Origin of the sequence: Lysinibacillus piscis (assembly GCF_026012395.1) — a bacterium.
Taxonomy (GTDB): Bacteria; Bacillota; Bacilli; order Bacillales_A; family Planococcaceae; genus Lysinibacillus; species Lysinibacillus piscis.
The window spans coordinates 1-16,133 of sequence record NZ_BRZA01000007.1 but is presented as its reverse complement, the minus strand read 5'-3'; the positions used below and the strand labels follow the sequence as shown (position 1 = coordinate 16,133).

The window sequence follows — 16,133 nt, the reverse complement described above, 5'->3', positions numbered from 1 at the left end:
GTGGTGGAGTGGAAAATCTTTGTCCATAATTGGCTCAATTATTTTCCTTCAACAGCTGTGTAAATCCTTGTCACACAAGGCTTACATCATACCCATTCCACCCATGCCGCCCATATCTGGCATTGCTGGACCTGATGCTTCTGGAATGTCTGCTACCACTGCTTCTGTTGTTAGGAATAAAGATGCTACAGATGCTGCGTTTTGTAGAGCTGAGCGAGTTACTTTCGCTGGGTCTACTACGCCCGCTTCCATCATGTTTACCCATTCACCTGTCGCAGCGTTGAAGCCTACGCCAATTTCTTCACGTTTTAAACGATCTACGATAATAGAACCTTCTAGACCTGCATTGTTAGCAATTTGACGTACTGGCTCTTCTAAAGCACGTAAAACGATTTTTACGCCTGTTGCTACATCGCCTTCTTCGTTCTCTGCTACTTTTTCTACAGCTGCATATACGTTAAGAAGTGCTGTACCACCACCTGATACGATTCCTTCTTCTACCGCTGCACGAGTAGAATTTAAAGCATCCTCAATACGAAGTTTACGCTCTTTCAGCTCTGTTTCTGTTGCTGCACCGACTTTAACAACCGCTACACCACCAGCTAATTTAGCAAGGCGCTCTTGTAACTTTTCTTTATCGAATTCAGAAGTTGTTTCAGCAAGTTGCGCACGGATTTGACCAATACGTCCTTCGATTGCATTTGCACCGCCAACACCTTCTACGATTGTTGTATTGTCTTTTGTTACCACTACTTTTGCAGCGCGACCAAGTGCTGTAATATCCGCAGATTTTAGGTCTAAGCCTAATTCCTCTGTAATCACTTGTCCACCTGTTAGGATAGCGATATCTTCAAGCATTGCTTTACGACGGTCACCAAAGCCAGGAGCTTTTACTGCTACAGCATTGAATGTACCACGAAGTTTATTGACAACAAGTGTTGCAAGAGCTTCCCCTTCAACATCTTCCGCAATGATTAATAGTGGACGACCTTGTTGAACTACTTGCTCTAATAAAGGCAAGATTTCTTGGATATTTGTGATTTTTTTATCTGTAATTAAAATGTATGGGTTATCCAGTACCGCTTCCATTTTATCCGTATCTGTTACCATATAGTGTGATGCATAGCCACGGTCGAATTGCATACCTTCTACAACATCAAGCTCAGTTGTGAAGCCTTTAGATTCTTCGATTGTAATAACACCATCGTTACCAACACGTTCCATAGCTTCTGCAATCAATTGACCTACTTCATCGTCAGCCGCAGAGATTGCTGCAACTTGAGCGATTTCTTCTTTGTTGCTTACTGGACGAGAAATAGCATGTAACTCTGTTAATGCTGCTGCTACAGCCTTGTCGATGCCTTTACGGATACCTACAGGATTTGCACCAGCCGTTACATTTTTCAAGCCTTCACGAATAATTGCTTGCGCTAATACTGTTGCTGTTGTTGTACCATCACCAGCGATTTCATTTGTTTTAGAGGCTACTTCTGCAACTAATTTTGCACCCATGTTTTCGTATGGGTTTTCTAATTCGATTTCTTTTGCGATTGTTACACCATCATTTGTAATAAGTGGTGAACCGAATTTTTTTTCTAATACTACGTTACGACCTTTAGGCCCTAATGTTACTTTTACAGCATTTGCTAATTTATCTACACCTTGTAACATTAATGAACGTGCTTCTTCCGAAAATTTAATATCTTTTGCCATTTGAAATGATCCTCCTAAAATAAAAGTATTCGATGAATCGATTTATATCAAACGAATGATTGACTTTGCTTATTATTCAACTACTGCAAGAATATGATCTTCTTCCAAAATTAGATATTCATTTCCTTCATATTTCACTTCTTTACCAGCATATTGTGCGAAGTAAATTTGGTCGCCAACTTTCACGTCAAGCTCTACACGCTGTCCATTCTCTAATACGCGACCTGCCCCAACTGCGACAACTTTACCAACGGGTGTTTTTTCTTTAGCCGAGTCTGGTAGTACAATCCCGAATGCTGATTTTTCTTCTACCTCGATTAATTCGATTACAATACGGTTTCCTAGTGGTCTTAACACGTGAAACAACCTCCTATGAATAAAATGTTCATTTATTTTTTATTAGCACTCTATCCTATTGAGTGCTAACACAATTATTATAATAATCAATCACCCTTTTTTTTGCAAGTCTGAACTCCTAAAAATTTTGTTTTCTTGTTGTCTTCCTCTACAATAGAGAATAGTTGGTCTTGGCTTACCATCTATTCAGTGAACCAAGGTTAAAGCTCCAGTGGATTTAATGCAAAAATTTCGATGTCATTTACACTAGGGCATAATTGATAAATGGAAAGGATTTTGTCCGTGACTAAAACAAAAAAACATCTCACAACAGCGATCTTACTTTTAGTCGTTTACATGGTGATGCAACTATCCAGTGCCTTTTTCTTGTTACCATTTCATAAGTTAGTGATGCGTATGACGGATTTATCGTCTACACAAGCTGCACCAATTACACAGGGCTGGTATATTGCCATTAGCTTTGCAGTTGCCTTAATTATTAGTTTAGCATTAACGTCTCGTGATAAATCATTTTGGCTTATTTATGAGAGTAAACAAGAATCGATTCCTTTAACAATTGTATGGGGGGTGCTTGGCTTTATCCTCGTCTTTGTTGGGCAAACGATTGGTGCTATTATTGAAATGACTGTTTTTGGTATTGAAGGTGGCTCACAAAACACCGCTGATATTATGGGTATTGCGAAAGGTGCTCCCATTGCTATCCTCGCTATTGTTGTATTTGGCCCTATTTTAGAAGAATTTGTTTTTCGTCGTGTCATCTTTGGCTCATTGATTCAGGTCACAAATTTTTGGATTGCTGCCATTGTCAGTGCTTTTTGTTTTGCACTGATTCACTTTGATTTCTCTCATATTTTACTGTATACCATTTGTGGCTTAATTTTTGCCTTTTTATATCATGTGACAAAACGCATCTGGGCATCTATTATTGCACATATTCTATTGAATGGTTTTGTAACCCTTGTACAAATCTATGCAGAGCCATTACAAAAATATGCTGAATCTCTCAAAAAAATAACAGAGCAATTAATCCATATGCAGTAAACGTACAAAAGCTCGGTGCCTTTTATAGACACCGAGCTTTTATGCTTATTGGTTAAGTTCTTCAATTTGACGTTGCTGTAATGCTAACGCTTCTTCAATTTGGCGCTTTTCCTCTGCTTCCTGTTCTTCCTTCAAGCGTAGTTCTTCTGATTTTAAATATTTTCGATAACCAATACGTGAAATCATTAAACTAATTTCATATAACACGAATAATGGCACTGACACCATCAAATGCGATGTTAATTCAGGTGGCGCAATAACCGCTGCACATACAAATAAAGCAAAATAAGCATACTTACGAATACGTGCTAATAACATTGGTGTCACCAAGCCGATGCGTGATAAAAATAGCATCACAATCGGCAACTGAAATAAAATGCCAAATGGAATGACTAACTTAAACAAAAATGAAAAGTATTCATAAATACCAATTGTTTGTTGGAAATCCATCTCATTCGATAAGGTCATCATCGCCTTCATCACATATGGAAACAACCAAAAATAAGAGAAGGATAGCCCTACAAGAAACAATAAAAATGCATATGGGATATAGCTTAATGTTGCTCTCCGTTCTACTTCTCGTAATCCTGGGCTAACAAACGCCCATAATTGATACATTAATAGTGGTGAGGATAGGATGAACGCCACTAAAAAAATAACTTGAAAATAGATAGTTAAAGGTGTAGTCACATCAAATACATTGAGCGTTATACCATAGTCTCCTGCTGTTCCTTGAAGATATTTAATCAAAGGCTTCGCTACAAAAAAACCACCAAATAGAGCAAGAGCAAAGAAAACGGCAACAATAAACAGCCGTTTTCTTAATTCTTCTATATGTTCAATGATAGTTAGATCTTTTGGATTCATTCCTTAACATCCTAACTTTTACTTATCTAATTCTTTCTTTTTCTTGTCATCATCGTCGTCATCTGTTAAACCTTTAGTTGCATTTTTAAATTCACGCAATGTTGAACCAAACGCTTTACCTAATTCAGGTAATTTTTTAGGACCAAAGATTAATAACGCAACAATCCCGATAATAATGAGGCTCATAGGACCAATACTAGCCATTGCCATTGTAGCCACCTCCTCTTTCTCTTCATCATTTTAACGCATATTTCGCCATTTGGCTAACGAATTCTATGTGAATTTTTTCGTCATACTCGTAATTTCTATGCGCGAAATATATGTACACTATCAGTTCTCTTGATTGCGAATTAAATAAATGAGCGCTTGCAATTCTACAGATAAATCAATCGTTAAAAGCTGCATATGATCAGGTACAGTCAAACGCTCTGGTGTAAAGTTTAAAATTCCTTTCGCATCCATAGCAGCTAGTCGATCTGCCATACTTTGAGCTGAGCGTGAAGAAACGGTCAAAATAGCTAATTCCGCTCCATACTCCTTATATTTTTCCTCTAGCAAATCAGGATGAAACACAGGAATATTACTAATCATTTTCCCTTCCTTCGGTGCTTTTGAGTCGAAGGCAACTACAATATGGGTATTATGATTTTTTTGAAAGTTATATTTCAGCAAGGCGCTTCCCAAATTTCCGACACCAATCAAAGCAACCTTTGTCGTCTCATGCTGATTAAGTGTCTGACTAAAAAAAGCTAGTAAATGTTGTACATCATAGCCATATCCTTTTTTACCTAATGCACCAAAATAAGAAAAATCACGGCGAATTGTCGCTGAATCAATTTTCATCGCTTCACTCAATTCCTTAGATGAAATACGCTCCATGCCTTCACGTGCAAAGTTTTGGATAAATCGGTAATATAAAGGAAGCCTTTTCGTTGTGGCTTGTGGAATTTTTAAATCTGGTTTCAAAAATATCCCTCCTTTTCGTCAACCTAAAATGTAAAACAACCTACTTTGCCCAACATCTATGCTTGTATACATCACAAACTATGTGATTCAACACAGCTATTGATGAAAGGCGATTTATTTCATATTAAATAGTGGCTCTTCACCAAAATCGGCTATTGACCCTAAATAGTAGCTATATAATTGAGAAATCGTTTCAATCTTACATGACAACTAGGAATAAGTAAAGCACCGACATTGCAAGCCCATCGCTCATCCATTACACTTAAGAGGAATTGAGGTGTCAAAAATGATTGTATTACAAGTCAATCAACTGTATAAATCATTCCTTGCAGAGGAAATTTTAAGTGGTGTCAAGCTAGAAGTACAGCACCGTGACCGTGTCGCCTTAGTTGGAAGAAATGGCGCAGGAAAATCGACATTATTAAAAATCATCGCTGGGCAAATGTCCTATGATGCTGGTGATATTATCATTCCTAAAGGTATTCAAGTTGGCTATTTAGAGCAGCATGCAGGTTTAAATTCAACACTGTCCATTTGGGATGAAATGATGACTATTTTTGAGCCACTCCTTGCACAGGAGCGTACATTACGCACATTAGAGCAACAAATGGCAGATCCGTCTATCTACGAAAATGCCGAGGTATATGCAAAAATTATGTCTGAATATGACCAGCTCCAGCATGATTTTAAACATGCAGGTGGCTATCAATATGAATCAGATACACGCTCTGTACTACATGGCATGCAATTCTACCCTGAGGACTATGCAAAATCCATTAGCTCTCTTTCTGGTGGTCAGCGCACACGTTTAGCACTAGCAAAGCTATTACTTAGCAAGCCTGATTTACTTATATTGGACGAGCCAACGAACCATTTGGATATTGAAACATTATCATGGTTAGAAAGCTACTTAAAAGGCTATGAAGGCGCTATTTTAATTGTTTCACATGACCGTTACTTTTTAGACCAAGTAGTATCCATTGTCTATGAAGTTTCTCGTCATCGTGTCACAAAATTTGTAGGTAATTATAGTAGCTATTTAGATGAAAAAGCAAAAAATTATGAACGTGATTTAAAGCTATATGAGCGTCAGCAGGATGAAAAGGCGAAGTTAGAGGACTTTATTCAAAAAAATATCGCCCGTGCCTCCACTACAAAAATGGCACAAAGTCGCCGTAAAATGTTGGAGCGTACAGAATGGATGGATGCGCCAGATGGTGACGAAAAATCAGCTAAATTTGGCTTCACCATCGACCGCCAAAGTGGCAACGATGTTTTAACAGTCGATAACCTCACTGTTGGCTATAATGAACAGCCTATTTCAAGCGGCATTACATTGCGAGCCTTCCGTGAAGATCGCATTGCACTTGTCGGCCCAAACGGTGTTGGAAAATCGACTTTACTCAAAACGATTGTGAAAGATTTAGTAGCCCTTACTGGAGACATTCGCTACGGCACAAATGTACAAATCGGCTACTACGACCAAGAGCAAGCTAAGCTATCCAGCAATAAAAGTGTATTAAAGGAGCTTTGGGATGAGTGGCCATTGCTAAATGAAGGGGATATTCGTTCCATCTTAGGGCGCTTTTTATTTAGTGGTGAAGATGTAGATAAAATTGTTTCTTCTTTATCAGGTGGAGAAAAGGCAAGACTCGCACTAGCCAAACTTATGATGCAACAAGCCAATTTTTTAATCCTTGATGAGCCGACCAACCATCTTGATTTGGATAGTAAAGAGGTATTAGAAAATGCCTTAATTGATTATCCTGGTACATTATTATTTGTCTCACATGACCGTTATTTCATCAATCGCATTGCTACAAAAGTCATTGAGCTATCTGGTGATGGTTCATTTGAATATTTAGGTGACTATGATTATTATTTAGAGAAAAAGCAGGAATTACTAGAGCTTGCGCAGTTAAAATCAGCTCCACAAACACAGCTCGACATACCTGAAAAAGCCTCTACCTCACAAATTGATAAGGAAGCGAAAAAGCGTGAACGTCAAATCCGCCGTACTATCGAGGATTTAGAAGGCAAAATGCAAACAACTACAGCGGAGATTGCACGCTTAGAGGAAGACCTTTGCAATCCTGACATTTTTACCAATCACGAAAAAATCGCACAGCTCCAAGATGAATTAGCAGCTACAAAGGAGCAACATGAGCTATTTGAAATGGAATGGCTAGAGTTGAATGAAGAATTAGAGGGGATTATTTCCTAAAATAAAGTGAACCTTCAATCGGTGGGGGCTTTCCTCATCCCCACCGATTGGTAGTTTCACCAATCGGGTTTTTACAGGCTGTGCATTCCCCCTACTTTGGAAGTTGGGGTCTTACAGCCTGTTAATACGGGGTAAAATGCGAGAAATCAAAGGTTAAAATTGATTTCTCGCATTTTTTATTTATTCTACAATACTATTTTGTAGCAAGTACATTTTATGGTATAGCCCTTTTTTCGCCAATAATTCTTGGTGGTTACCACGCTCTACAATTTCACCATGATGTAGCACTAAAATTTGCTCCGCATCCTGAATTGTAGATAATCGGTGGGCAATAGCTATCGTTGTACGCCCTTTTCGCATACGCTCCAATGACTCTTGAATAGCTACCTCTGTTTCTGTATCAATCGAGGCCGTTGCTTCATCCAGCACTAAAATTTTCGGCTGTCTTGCCATTGTCCGGGCGAAAGCAATTAATTGCCGTTGTCCACTAGAATAAGTAGAGCCACGTTCTGTCACATGCTGTTCAAATTGATTTGGTAGCTCCTGAATAAAGTCAGCACGCACAAATTCAGCTGCCTCTTTAATTTCCTGTTCAGTGCTACGGCCAAACAAACGAATATTACTTGCGATAGTTCCATAAAACAGGAATGGATCTTGCAGCACCAAGCCTACTTTATGGCGTAATTGCTGTTGCGGATAACTTTTGATAGAATGACCATCTATTCGAATGTCACCACGCTCAAATTCATAAAAGCGCATTAATAAGTTAATAATCGAACTTTTTCCTGAACCTGTATGCCCAACAAGTGCTACCGTTTCCCCTGGATTCACCGTAAACGAAATATTTTTCAACACATCTGTTTGTCCGTCATAGCTAAACGTCACATCTTTAAACTCAATTTTTCCAGCCGTAATTTCATAAGGCTTTTCCTGCTGAGCTGGCTCCATATCTTCTTCATCTAACACATCAAAGACGCGTTTACCAGCTACGACAGCCTGCTGTAAAAAAGCGAGCTGTTCCATCATCTGATTAATCGGCTCAAAGAAACGGTTAATATAGCTCACAAAGGCATATACAACCCCAACTTCAACAGCCGTCGTAAAAGATGTAATGCCAAAGAAACTAAGCAATATCACAATAGTAGCGAAATAAATTAAATCAATAATTGGACGCAATAACAAGCTATTCAATTTCGTATTATTCATCATCGCTGCAAAATGTTGCTCATTAATGTCATCAAATTCCGTATTCATCCGCTTTTCTTGACGGAACATTTGAATAATACTCATGCCTGATAAATTTTCAGATAGCTTTGCATTTAGCTCACTTAATTTTTCACGCATAGCCATGTAGATGACCGCACTTTTTTTACGATACAAATAAACAACATACACGACTGCCGGCAAAATAAATAACACAAATACCGCCAATTTAGCATTCAATAAAAACATCGCAATAAATACACCTGTAATCAAGAATATCGCTTGAACAATGGCGATGAACACATTAATAAATAAATCTTTGATAGCCTCTGTATCATTTGTTACACGTGACACAGTTGCACCAGCAGGCACTCTATCAAAATAGCGCATACCTAAATGTTGAACCTTTTCATAAACATCAACACGAATTTGCTGAACTACTCTTAATGCAATCATATTGAAATGCAAATGCTGGAAGTAACGACAAATGACATTGACAATTTCCAAAAACATAAATGATATGGCAAGTGTCACCATAGCAGATGTTTCAAAGCTCATCTTCATGACATGATTATCAATAAACGTTTTAATAATAATAGGCGATAACACTTCCCCTACTACCGATAGTAATAAAATACTAATCGCAATGGCTAGCGCTTTTTTATGTGGTCGTATATAACCAATAAGACGCTTTAAAACGGTTGCCTGCTCCTGACGTGAAATCGTTAAATTGGTCATTGTGTGCCACCACCTTGCTCTACTAATTGCTCTAGTTGTTGAAGCTGATACATTTCATAATAGCGCCCTTGTAATTCCATGAGCTCTTCATGTGTACCTTTTTCAACAACTGTACCATTTTCCATAAATAAAATGATATGTGCATGCTGAATAGCACTTAAACGATGGGACGTAATAATCGTTGTCGCTTTATCACGAGCCATTTTTAAAGATTCTAAAATAGCTTCCTCTGTTTTCGCATCAACAGCTGATAAAGAATCATCCAAAATTAACACATTGGGCTGCATCATGAGCGCACGAGCAATGGAAATACGTTGCTTTTGTCCACCTGATAATGCCACACCACGTTCACCTACAACCGTTTCATAGCCATTGCTAAAACGCAAAATATCTTCATGGATATGGGCAACTTTCGCTGCTTGTTCCACTTCTTCAGTTGCTGCATCCACCTGTGCAAATGCAATATTTTGATAGACTGTTGTGGAAAATAAAAAATGATCTTGTGGCACATAGCCAATTGCTTGTCGTAATTTATTTTTCTCATATGCTTCGATGGTATGTCCACCTAGTATAATCGATCCATCAAAGCCATCAAACTGACGTAATAATAATTTTAAGATAGCTGATTTACCAGCACCCGTTTTTCCTACAATTCCTAATGTTTGCCCTTCTTTCAACTCAAAATGAACCTGTCGTAAAGAAGGTGTGGCATCACCTGGGAATGTGAAGCTATTAATATGGAAGGATAAATCACCACTTGGCACATGTGTCAATGCATCTGCTCTATCTTCCATCCCAATCGGTTCGTTTAAAATTTGCTCAATTCTTTCATAGGAAGCATGCCCACGCTCTACAATATTAAATAACATACCAATTGCCAACATTGGCCAAACAAGTAACCCTAGATAGGCAGTGAAAGCCACTAAATCGCCGATAGACATGGCATCTTCAACGATAAATTTGGCCCCAAATGCTAGCGTTAAAAAGTAACTAATCGCAATCACAAGACTAATTGTCGGATCAAAAAGTGAATCAATACGTGCTACACGGATATTTTTATCCACAACATCTTTCGATAGTTTTGTAAAATCCTCAATATCCTCCTGTTGATAGCCAAATGATTTAATAACTTTAACTCCTGAAATAGATTCCTGTGTTTTGTCATTTAAGTCTGAAAAAGCAGCTTGTGCATCTCGGAATCGCTGATGAATCAGCTTTCCATAATAGCTTGTTGAAAAAGCCATTAACGGCATAGGAATCAAGGCAATCAATGTTAAACGCCAGTCGATTGTAAAAGCCATCGCTATTAATACAAAACCACCCGTTGTAATAGAATCAAATAATGTAAGTACCCCACCACCTGCTGTTTGTTGCACAGCAGACACATCATTTGTAGCATGTGCCATTAAATCTCCTATTCGACGTTGTTGATAAAAAGATGTCCCTAATTTCGTAAAATGACGGAATAATTTCTCTCTCATTATTTTAGCAAGTAAATTAGAGGAACCAAAAATCATTTTACGCCAATAGTAACGAAGTACATACATACAGAGCGCTACAAGTGCAATAATCGATATCCATTTTAATAATGAAGATTTTGTTAATGTACCTGTGCCGATTTCATCAATGGTATAGCCAATAATCTTTGGTGGTACTAGCTGAAGTAGTGCAACGAATATAAGCATCACGATACCAATTGTATATTCTCGCCACTGTAGCTTAAAGAACCATCCTAACTTTAAAAAGACTTTCATCTTTCTCCCCCTTTCTAATGAACCCCCCACATTGTTATTAGAATATTTCGGTTATAGAAATATTTTTAACATTTCATCATTATATTTCTCAAGATATCTTTTTGCAAGTCTTACTGCTTCGTTTGTCGTATCTTATCTATATTTGTCATATATATTGGTCAAGTGCTAATTTTCGACAAAAAATGCCCACAAATTTATTCACATTATTAATCTAGCAATATCAACATATCAACAGAGTTTTCCACATTATCCACAATTGAAATTTATTTTATCCACATTCAAACTGTTTATATCTACTACTAAATATAGAATAATCACAATTTATACACAACTTATCAACAGTTTGTGCATAAGTACGAATGTTCGCTCACTTTTAATGATTCATACTGTGTACAATTTTTCTGAAAATATTGTCAATACTGTGCAGTTTTTATGGATATACATGCCTTCTCATATCGACAACAAATAACATGCAATAAAGAAGGACACCACCTATTAGTGATGTCCCACGTTTATTCTGTCCAAGAGTGTAATTCCATCCCTGGACGTCCATTCATCGTTAAATTGCCTCGTATACCCGCTTCAAACATTTGCGCTGCGACCGCACCAATCATCGCTGCATTATCTGTACATAGCTTTAACGGTGGCACGAAGAATGGAATACCTTCCTCCACAAAGACATGCTCAAGCGATGTACGTAAGCCTTTATTGGCGGCTACACCACCTGCTGCAATGACCTGCTTCACCTGATATTCACGAGCAGCACGCAATGTTTTAGCTGTTAACACTTCCACTACACTATCCTGAAATCCTTTTGCAACAGCCGCTGGAGAAATCGTTTCTCCCCGTTGATCCATATTATGCTTGTAATTAATGACCGCCGATTTCAAGCCACTAAAGCTAAAATCATAGGAGCCTTCCTCCAGCCATACTCTTGGAAATGCTACTGCTTCCTGTCCTTCATGGGCAAGCTGGTCGATACGTGGACCACCTGGATACGGTAAATTTAACACACGCGCTACTTTATCGTATGCTTCACCTGCCGCATCATCACGTGTTTCGCCAATCACTTCAAAAGAGCCGTGTTCCTTCATATACACAAGCTCCGTATGCCCACCTGATACAACAAGTGCTAATAAAGGAAACTCCATTGGCTGTATCAGAGCATTTGCATAAATATGCCCCGCAATATGATGGACACCAATAATTGGTAAATTATGTGCAAATGCAAATGCCTTCGCTGCATTAATACCAATCAGCAATGCTCCAACAAGACCAGGTCCTTCAGTGACAGCCACTGCATCTAAATCTGCTGGCACTATATTGGCTTGTTTTAAAGCTTCTTCTATAACAATAGTAATTTGCTCCACATGATGACGAGAAGCAATTTCAGGTACAACTCCACCAAAGCGCTTATGACTTTCGATTTGAGAAGCCACAACATTAGAAACAATATCTGAGCCATTGCGAATAATGGCTGCGGCTGTTTCATCACAACTTGTTTCGATTGCTAATATCATTCGATTTTCCATTATAAATTCACCCACATGACCAGGGCATCCTCCCCGTTATCTGTATAATAGCCTTTACGTAAACCACCATCTCGAAAATAAAGCTTACGATAAAGTGTTTTAGCTACGGTATTCGTTACACGCACTTCTAAACTCATCACATCCATATTATGCTGACGTGCCACATCCATCGCCTCACGCATTAAGCCTTCACCAATACCTTGACCACGTGCTGCTTCTACCACTGCCACATTTGTAATTTGTGCGGCATCAATGACCATCCACATGCCACAAAAGCCGACAATATGCTCTTCTTCATCCACCGCCACGATATAATAGGCATATTCATTTTCATGCATCTCATGGTAAAACGAATCTAATGTCCACGGAGTTGGAAATGTCGCACACTCAATCTCGTACACTGTTGGGACATCAGCAGATACCATTTTACGATAAGTAATATTACTCATGTTTCTGCTCCTTTAACCAATTCGCTTCTGCTTCTGCAATGCGTTGATACTGAGGAACAAAATGGTGTGTCGCTTCAATGCTAGGTAGCTCTTGTTGAATAGCCAGCCGAATCACTTCACTTGCTCGTGGTAATTGATGACTGAGTGGTGCACGTTGCGCTTTTTCACCAAGAGCGGCAACAATTGTATCCCAAAAGACATCTACATCTGCACCGACAAATAATATAGGCACTTCCATAGCTTGCAATTTTGTTAGTAATTCCTCAATCGCCATATGCTTATCTTTTATGATTTCTGTTAACATCACACCTTGATAAACAGCTGCATAAACATTGCCTCTTCTAGCATCAAAAATTGGGCAAATCAAGCCATTATAAAGCGAGCTATTTGCTGCTAATGCCTGCAAACTAGATACACCTACTAAAGGCTTTTGTAACGTCCATGCCAATGTTTTGGCAAGTGTGACACCAATTCGTACACCTGTATAAGAGCCAGGACCTTCTGATACAGCAATCACATCAATATCCTTTGCTTGTACACCTGCCGTTGCTAAAACTTTTTCAATAGCAGACATTGCCCCTACCGAATGTGTCAGCTTAATATTTTGGACAATTTCTGCCACAACTGTACCATCACGTACAACAGCTACAGAGAGTGGGGCATTCGCTGTTTCAATCCCTAGCCAAATCATTTCATCAACTCCTCACACAATCCTTCATAACGTTTACCGTATGGTTTGAGCACAAAACGACGCACTGTATCTTCCATTCGGTAAATTTCTATCGTTAAACGATCCTTCGGTAAATCTGCTTCAATTAAATGTGCCCATTCTACCACAGACACTGCCTCACCATAAAATAGCTCATCCCAGCCTAAGTCCTCATCGCTCTCTGCTAAACGATACACATCGAGATGATTAAATGGCAAACGTCCCTCGTATTGCTTCACAATCGTAAAGGTGGGGCTGTTTACTGTACGCTTTACTCCAAGCCCTTTTGCTAACGCTTTGGTGAAAGTCGTTTTGCCAGCTCCTAAATCCCCCTCTAATGTAATTGTATCCTGTGATTCTAATAAATTCGCTAATGACAGTGCAAACTGTTCCGTCTCCTCAAGTGAATTCATGATTTTCTCATACATCATCTTTCTATCCTCTCTAAGCTACATTATCTCTAGTTTACCGAAATGAACGTGAATGTTCAAAGTATCTATTGATTTTCATTCAATTGTACATAAAAAACAACTCTCTTGGTTTATATAAATCCAAGAGAGTTGTTTTTATGTTCATTTATTTCAACTTCAATCTCTTTCACAAAAACAGCCGTCCCGGAAATAGAAATAGCTAGTTCTTCCTCTTCTTTTTGTATATGTACATATACTCGCCCATCTTTATTGACCTCATGTCCTTGTTCGACAATAAGCGTTGTTGGCAACTCCATAGCTTTATCGACATATTCTTTGTAATAAGCACCCATCACACCTGAAGCTGTTCCTGTAATAGCATCTTCAATTGTTCCTGAATAAGGCGATGAAAAATGACGTGCATGCAAATCATTTTCAGGATGACGCACTTCTAAACAGATAGGGTGTACAGAAGCTTTTGGCATCTCTGCTAAAATTCTCGGAAATTCTTCGGTGCGTGGTAACATTTCGGAAAAGCTTGTCAACTTTTTAATTGGAATAATTAAAGTCCAAATACCTGTACTACCATAAACAATTGGATAGTCTGCATGTAAGTCTTCTTCTCTCAATCCAATTGATGCTGCCAACTCCGATTTGGAACCATTAAATGGTTGAAATTGCGGTTTCGCATGCTGCATAGTAATTAGTAATTGATTATTTTCTTTACGAATTTGTATTGGTAATACACCAGCATTTGTTTCAATGGTAAATACTGATTTTTTTAATGCTCCCTGCATTTGTAGTGCATAAACTGTTCCCATAGTTGCATGTCCACATAAATTCATTTCATGCCCAGGTGTAAAATAACGAATGCGAAAATCAGCAATATTCGATGGAACAACAAAAGCTGTTTCATTAAATCCAACTGCTGCAGCAATAGCAAGCATTTGTTGCTCTGTATAATCCTCACCATTCAAGACAACACCAGCTGGGTTCCCTTTCCCTGGAACTGAACTAAATGCGTCAATATGCTTTACATTTACTTTTACCAAAATATATATTTGCCACTCAAAATAGAGACAAATGTATCCATAACAAGATTTTAATAACCCTTACAATGTACAATTGCGGCTTTCTCGAACTTCATCTTCCCCACTGCACAGTCGTTTATTCTCGAGATTTTTCGTACCTTACTAACTTGTTTGGATATTTTGCGAGTAGCTTCTCCTTTCTTTATTTTAAGGACACTTTTTCATACTTTCATATCTCCTCGAAAGCTAGTGTTATTATCATTTCAACGTTTTTTCATAATGACTAATTTAATATATCATCAAAAGCTATAGAAAGACGCAATAGCTAGTAAAATGGATCGGCTATCGATTTATTACAATAAGTACTCCATTTACAAAATCCTATATACGTGCTCGCACTAATTAGTATAACCATCGAAAGTATTTTGTGCAGGCACAAGTGGCAAAACAAATTGCATGTGGTACCACAAGATATTTAGATGCAAGTCAAACGATTTACGGCTTTTATTGAATTTGTATACACAGATGGTCAAACAGGAAAATATATTTCAATTATACTCATTTAGAGACTATAAGCATAAAAAAAGCCCTTATGAAAATATCATAAGAGCTTTGTTAATATTGATAATGGCGGTCCCGACCGGGATCGAACCGGCGATCTCCTGCGTGACAGGCAGGCATGTTAACCGCTACACCACGGGACCTATTTAAGACATTTAAAAATATATCATAAAAACATAACATATGCAATACTATTTCTATTAAAAATTAATTACTATCCCCTCTAACGAATAACTTTCCGTTTTGCTATAAATAGCTTCGATAAAATAATGGCTTTATCAAACTAATCAATTAGGTTAGAAAGTTATCTTTTTAAACGGTATTATTTTCGTTCATCAAGTACTGTCATTTAGCTCCTATACTATTAAATTTGAAAGTATATACAGCAGTAGTAATTCATATTCAATCAATAAAAAACCAGTCAACTGCTAAACAACAGTTGACTGGTTAGTTGCGAAGCGATGTCCTACTCTCACAGGGGGAATCCCCCAACTACCATCGGCGCTAAAGAGCTTAACTTCCGTGTTCGGGATGGGAACGGGTGTGACCTCTTTGCCATCATCACTTCACTTGCACAT

At 38.2% G+C, this 16,133-nt stretch carries 14 protein-coding genes, 1 tRNA gene and 1 rRNA gene; 2 read left to right on the top strand and 14 right to left on the bottom strand.

Annotation, left to right across the window (positions count from 1 at the left end; translation table 11 throughout):
• Positions 1-81 precede the first annotated feature (81 nt).
• Complete coding sequence (gene groL, locus OPF91_RS17030) at positions 82-1,713, bottom strand: chaperonin GroEL (RefSeq protein WP_264990127.1); 1,632 nt, start codon at positions 1,711-1,713, stop codon at positions 82-84.
• Positions 1,714-1,785: 72 nt separating this feature from the next.
• Positions 1,786-2,070, bottom strand: a complete 285-nt coding sequence (gene groES / locus OPF91_RS17025; protein WP_264990126.1) for a co-chaperone GroES — start codon at positions 2,068-2,070, stop codon at positions 1,786-1,788.
• Between the two features lie 282 nt (positions 2,071-2,352).
• Between groES and OPF91_RS17020 the strand changes: the two genes are divergently transcribed.
• Positions 2,353-3,111 (top strand): CPBP family intramembrane glutamic endopeptidase, encoded by a 759-nt coding sequence (locus tag OPF91_RS17020; RefSeq protein WP_264990125.1) that lies wholly within the window; start codon positions 2,353-2,355, stop codon positions 3,109-3,111.
• Between the two features lie 45 nt (positions 3,112-3,156).
• Here OPF91_RS17020 and tatC read toward each other — a convergent pair whose 3' ends face one another.
• From tatC to OPF91_RS17005, 3 genes are all read right to left on the bottom strand, one after another.
• A complete protein-coding gene (gene tatC / locus OPF91_RS17015; RefSeq protein ID WP_264990124.1) occupies positions 3,157-3,978 on the bottom strand; it encodes a twin-arginine translocase subunit TatC in 822 nt (273 codons plus the stop codon).
• Positions 3,979-3,996: 18 nt separating this feature from the next.
• Complete coding sequence (gene tatAY / locus OPF91_RS17010) at positions 3,997-4,182, bottom strand: sec-independent protein translocase protein TatAY (protein WP_264990183.1); 186 nt, start codon at positions 4,180-4,182, stop codon at positions 3,997-3,999.
• 126 nt (positions 4,183-4,308) lie between these two features.
• The gene (locus tag OPF91_RS17005; RefSeq protein WP_264990123.1) at positions 4,309-4,944 is read right to left on the bottom strand and encodes a redox-sensing transcriptional repressor Rex; all 636 of its coding nucleotides are present in this window, start codon (positions 4,942-4,944) and stop codon (positions 4,309-4,311) included.
• 286 nt (positions 4,945-5,230) lie between these two features.
• Here OPF91_RS17005 and OPF91_RS17000 point away from each other — a divergent pair, with 286 nt between their 5' ends.
• A complete protein-coding gene (locus OPF91_RS17000; protein ID WP_264990182.1) occupies positions 5,231-7,168 on the top strand; it encodes an ABC-F family ATP-binding cassette domain-containing protein in 1,938 nt (645 codons plus the stop codon).
• A 180-nt stretch (positions 7,169-7,348) separates the two neighbouring features.
• On the opposite strand, the gene OPF91_RS16995 is transcribed toward OPF91_RS17000, so the two are convergent.
• The 9 genes from OPF91_RS16995 to rrf form a co-directional block, all read right to left on the bottom strand.
• Entirely contained in the window at positions 7,349-9,109 is a 1,761-nt protein-coding gene (locus OPF91_RS16995) for an ABC transporter ATP-binding protein (protein ID WP_264990122.1), read from the bottom strand.
• Positions 9,106-10,863 carry an ABC transporter transmembrane domain-containing protein gene (locus OPF91_RS16990; RefSeq protein ID WP_264990121.1) on the bottom strand — a complete coding sequence of 586 codons (1,758 nt, stop codon included), beginning with the start codon at positions 10,861-10,863 and terminating at the stop codon, positions 9,106-9,108. The genes OPF91_RS16995 and OPF91_RS16990 overlap by 4 nt, the downstream gene beginning before the upstream one ends.
• A gap of 512 nt (positions 10,864-11,375) precedes the next feature.
• Positions 11,376-12,395 carry a tRNA (adenosine(37)-N6)-threonylcarbamoyltransferase complex transferase subunit TsaD gene (gene tsaD / locus OPF91_RS16985; protein ID WP_264990120.1) on the bottom strand — a complete coding sequence of 340 codons (1,020 nt, stop codon included), beginning with the start codon at positions 12,393-12,395 and terminating at the stop codon, positions 11,376-11,378.
• A complete protein-coding gene (gene rimI / locus OPF91_RS16980; protein ID WP_264990119.1) occupies positions 12,395-12,844 on the bottom strand; it encodes a ribosomal protein S18-alanine N-acetyltransferase in 450 nt (149 codons plus the stop codon). Before rimI ends, tsaD begins: the two co-directional genes overlap by 1 nt.
• Positions 12,837-13,535, bottom strand: coding sequence for a tRNA (adenosine(37)-N6)-threonylcarbamoyltransferase complex dimerization subunit type 1 TsaB (gene tsaB, locus OPF91_RS16975; RefSeq protein ID WP_264990118.1), 699 nt, complete (start codon positions 13,533-13,535; stop codon positions 12,837-12,839). Before tsaB ends, rimI begins: the two co-directional genes overlap by 8 nt.
• Positions 13,532-13,981 (bottom strand): tRNA (adenosine(37)-N6)-threonylcarbamoyltransferase complex ATPase subunit type 1 TsaE, encoded by a 450-nt coding sequence (gene tsaE / locus OPF91_RS16970; RefSeq protein WP_264990181.1) that lies wholly within the window; start codon positions 13,979-13,981, stop codon positions 13,532-13,534. Before tsaE ends, tsaB begins: the two co-directional genes overlap by 4 nt.
• A gap of 113 nt (positions 13,982-14,094) precedes the next feature.
• Positions 14,095-15,015, bottom strand: coding sequence for a PhzF family phenazine biosynthesis protein (locus OPF91_RS16965; RefSeq protein WP_264990117.1), 921 nt, complete (start codon positions 15,013-15,015; stop codon positions 14,095-14,097).
• Between the two features lie 607 nt (positions 15,016-15,622).
• A tRNA-Asp gene (locus tag OPF91_RS16960) sits at positions 15,623-15,698 on the bottom strand.
• A 310-nt stretch (positions 15,699-16,008) separates the two neighbouring features.
• Positions 16,009-16,124, bottom strand: a 5S ribosomal RNA gene (gene rrf / locus OPF91_RS16955).
• Positions 16,125-16,133: the final 9 nt, after the last annotated feature.

What these genes read in the sequence shown, in the direction of transcription:
- groL (WP_264990127.1), bottom strand. Translation starts at nt 1,713, where the DNA reads ATGGCAAAAGATATTAAATTTTCGGAAGAAGCACGTTCATTAATGTTA.
- tatC (WP_264990124.1), bottom strand. Translation starts at nt 3,978, where the DNA reads ATGAATCCAAAAGATCTAACTATCATTGAACATATAGAAGAATTAAGA.
- tatAY (WP_264990183.1), bottom strand. Translation starts at nt 4,182, where the DNA reads ATGGCTAGTATTGGTCCTATGAGCCTCATTATTATCGGGATTGTTGCG.
- OPF91_RS17000 (WP_264990182.1), top strand. Translation starts at nt 5,231, where the DNA reads ATGATTGTATTACAAGTCAATCAACTGTATAAATCATTCCTTGCAGAG.
- OPF91_RS16995 (WP_264990122.1), bottom strand. Translation starts at nt 9,109, where the DNA reads ATGACCAATTTAACGATTTCACGTCAGGAGCAGGCAACCGTTTTAAAG.
- OPF91_RS16990 (WP_264990121.1), bottom strand. Translation starts at nt 10,863, where the DNA reads ATGAAAGTCTTTTTAAAGTTAGGATGGTTCTTTAAGCTACAGTGGCGA.
- tsaD (WP_264990120.1), bottom strand. Translation starts at nt 12,395, where the DNA reads ATGGAAAATCGAATGATATTAGCAATCGAAACAAGTTGTGATGAAACA.
- rimI (WP_264990119.1), bottom strand. Translation starts at nt 12,844, where the DNA reads ATGAGTAATATTACTTATCGTAAAATGGTATCTGCTGATGTCCCAACA.
- tsaB (WP_264990118.1), bottom strand. Translation starts at nt 13,535, where the DNA reads ATGATTTGGCTAGGGATTGAAACAGCGAATGCCCCACTCTCTGTAGCT.
- tsaE (WP_264990181.1), bottom strand. Translation starts at nt 13,981, where the DNA reads ATGTATGAGAAAATCATGAATTCACTTGAGGAGACGGAACAGTTTGCA.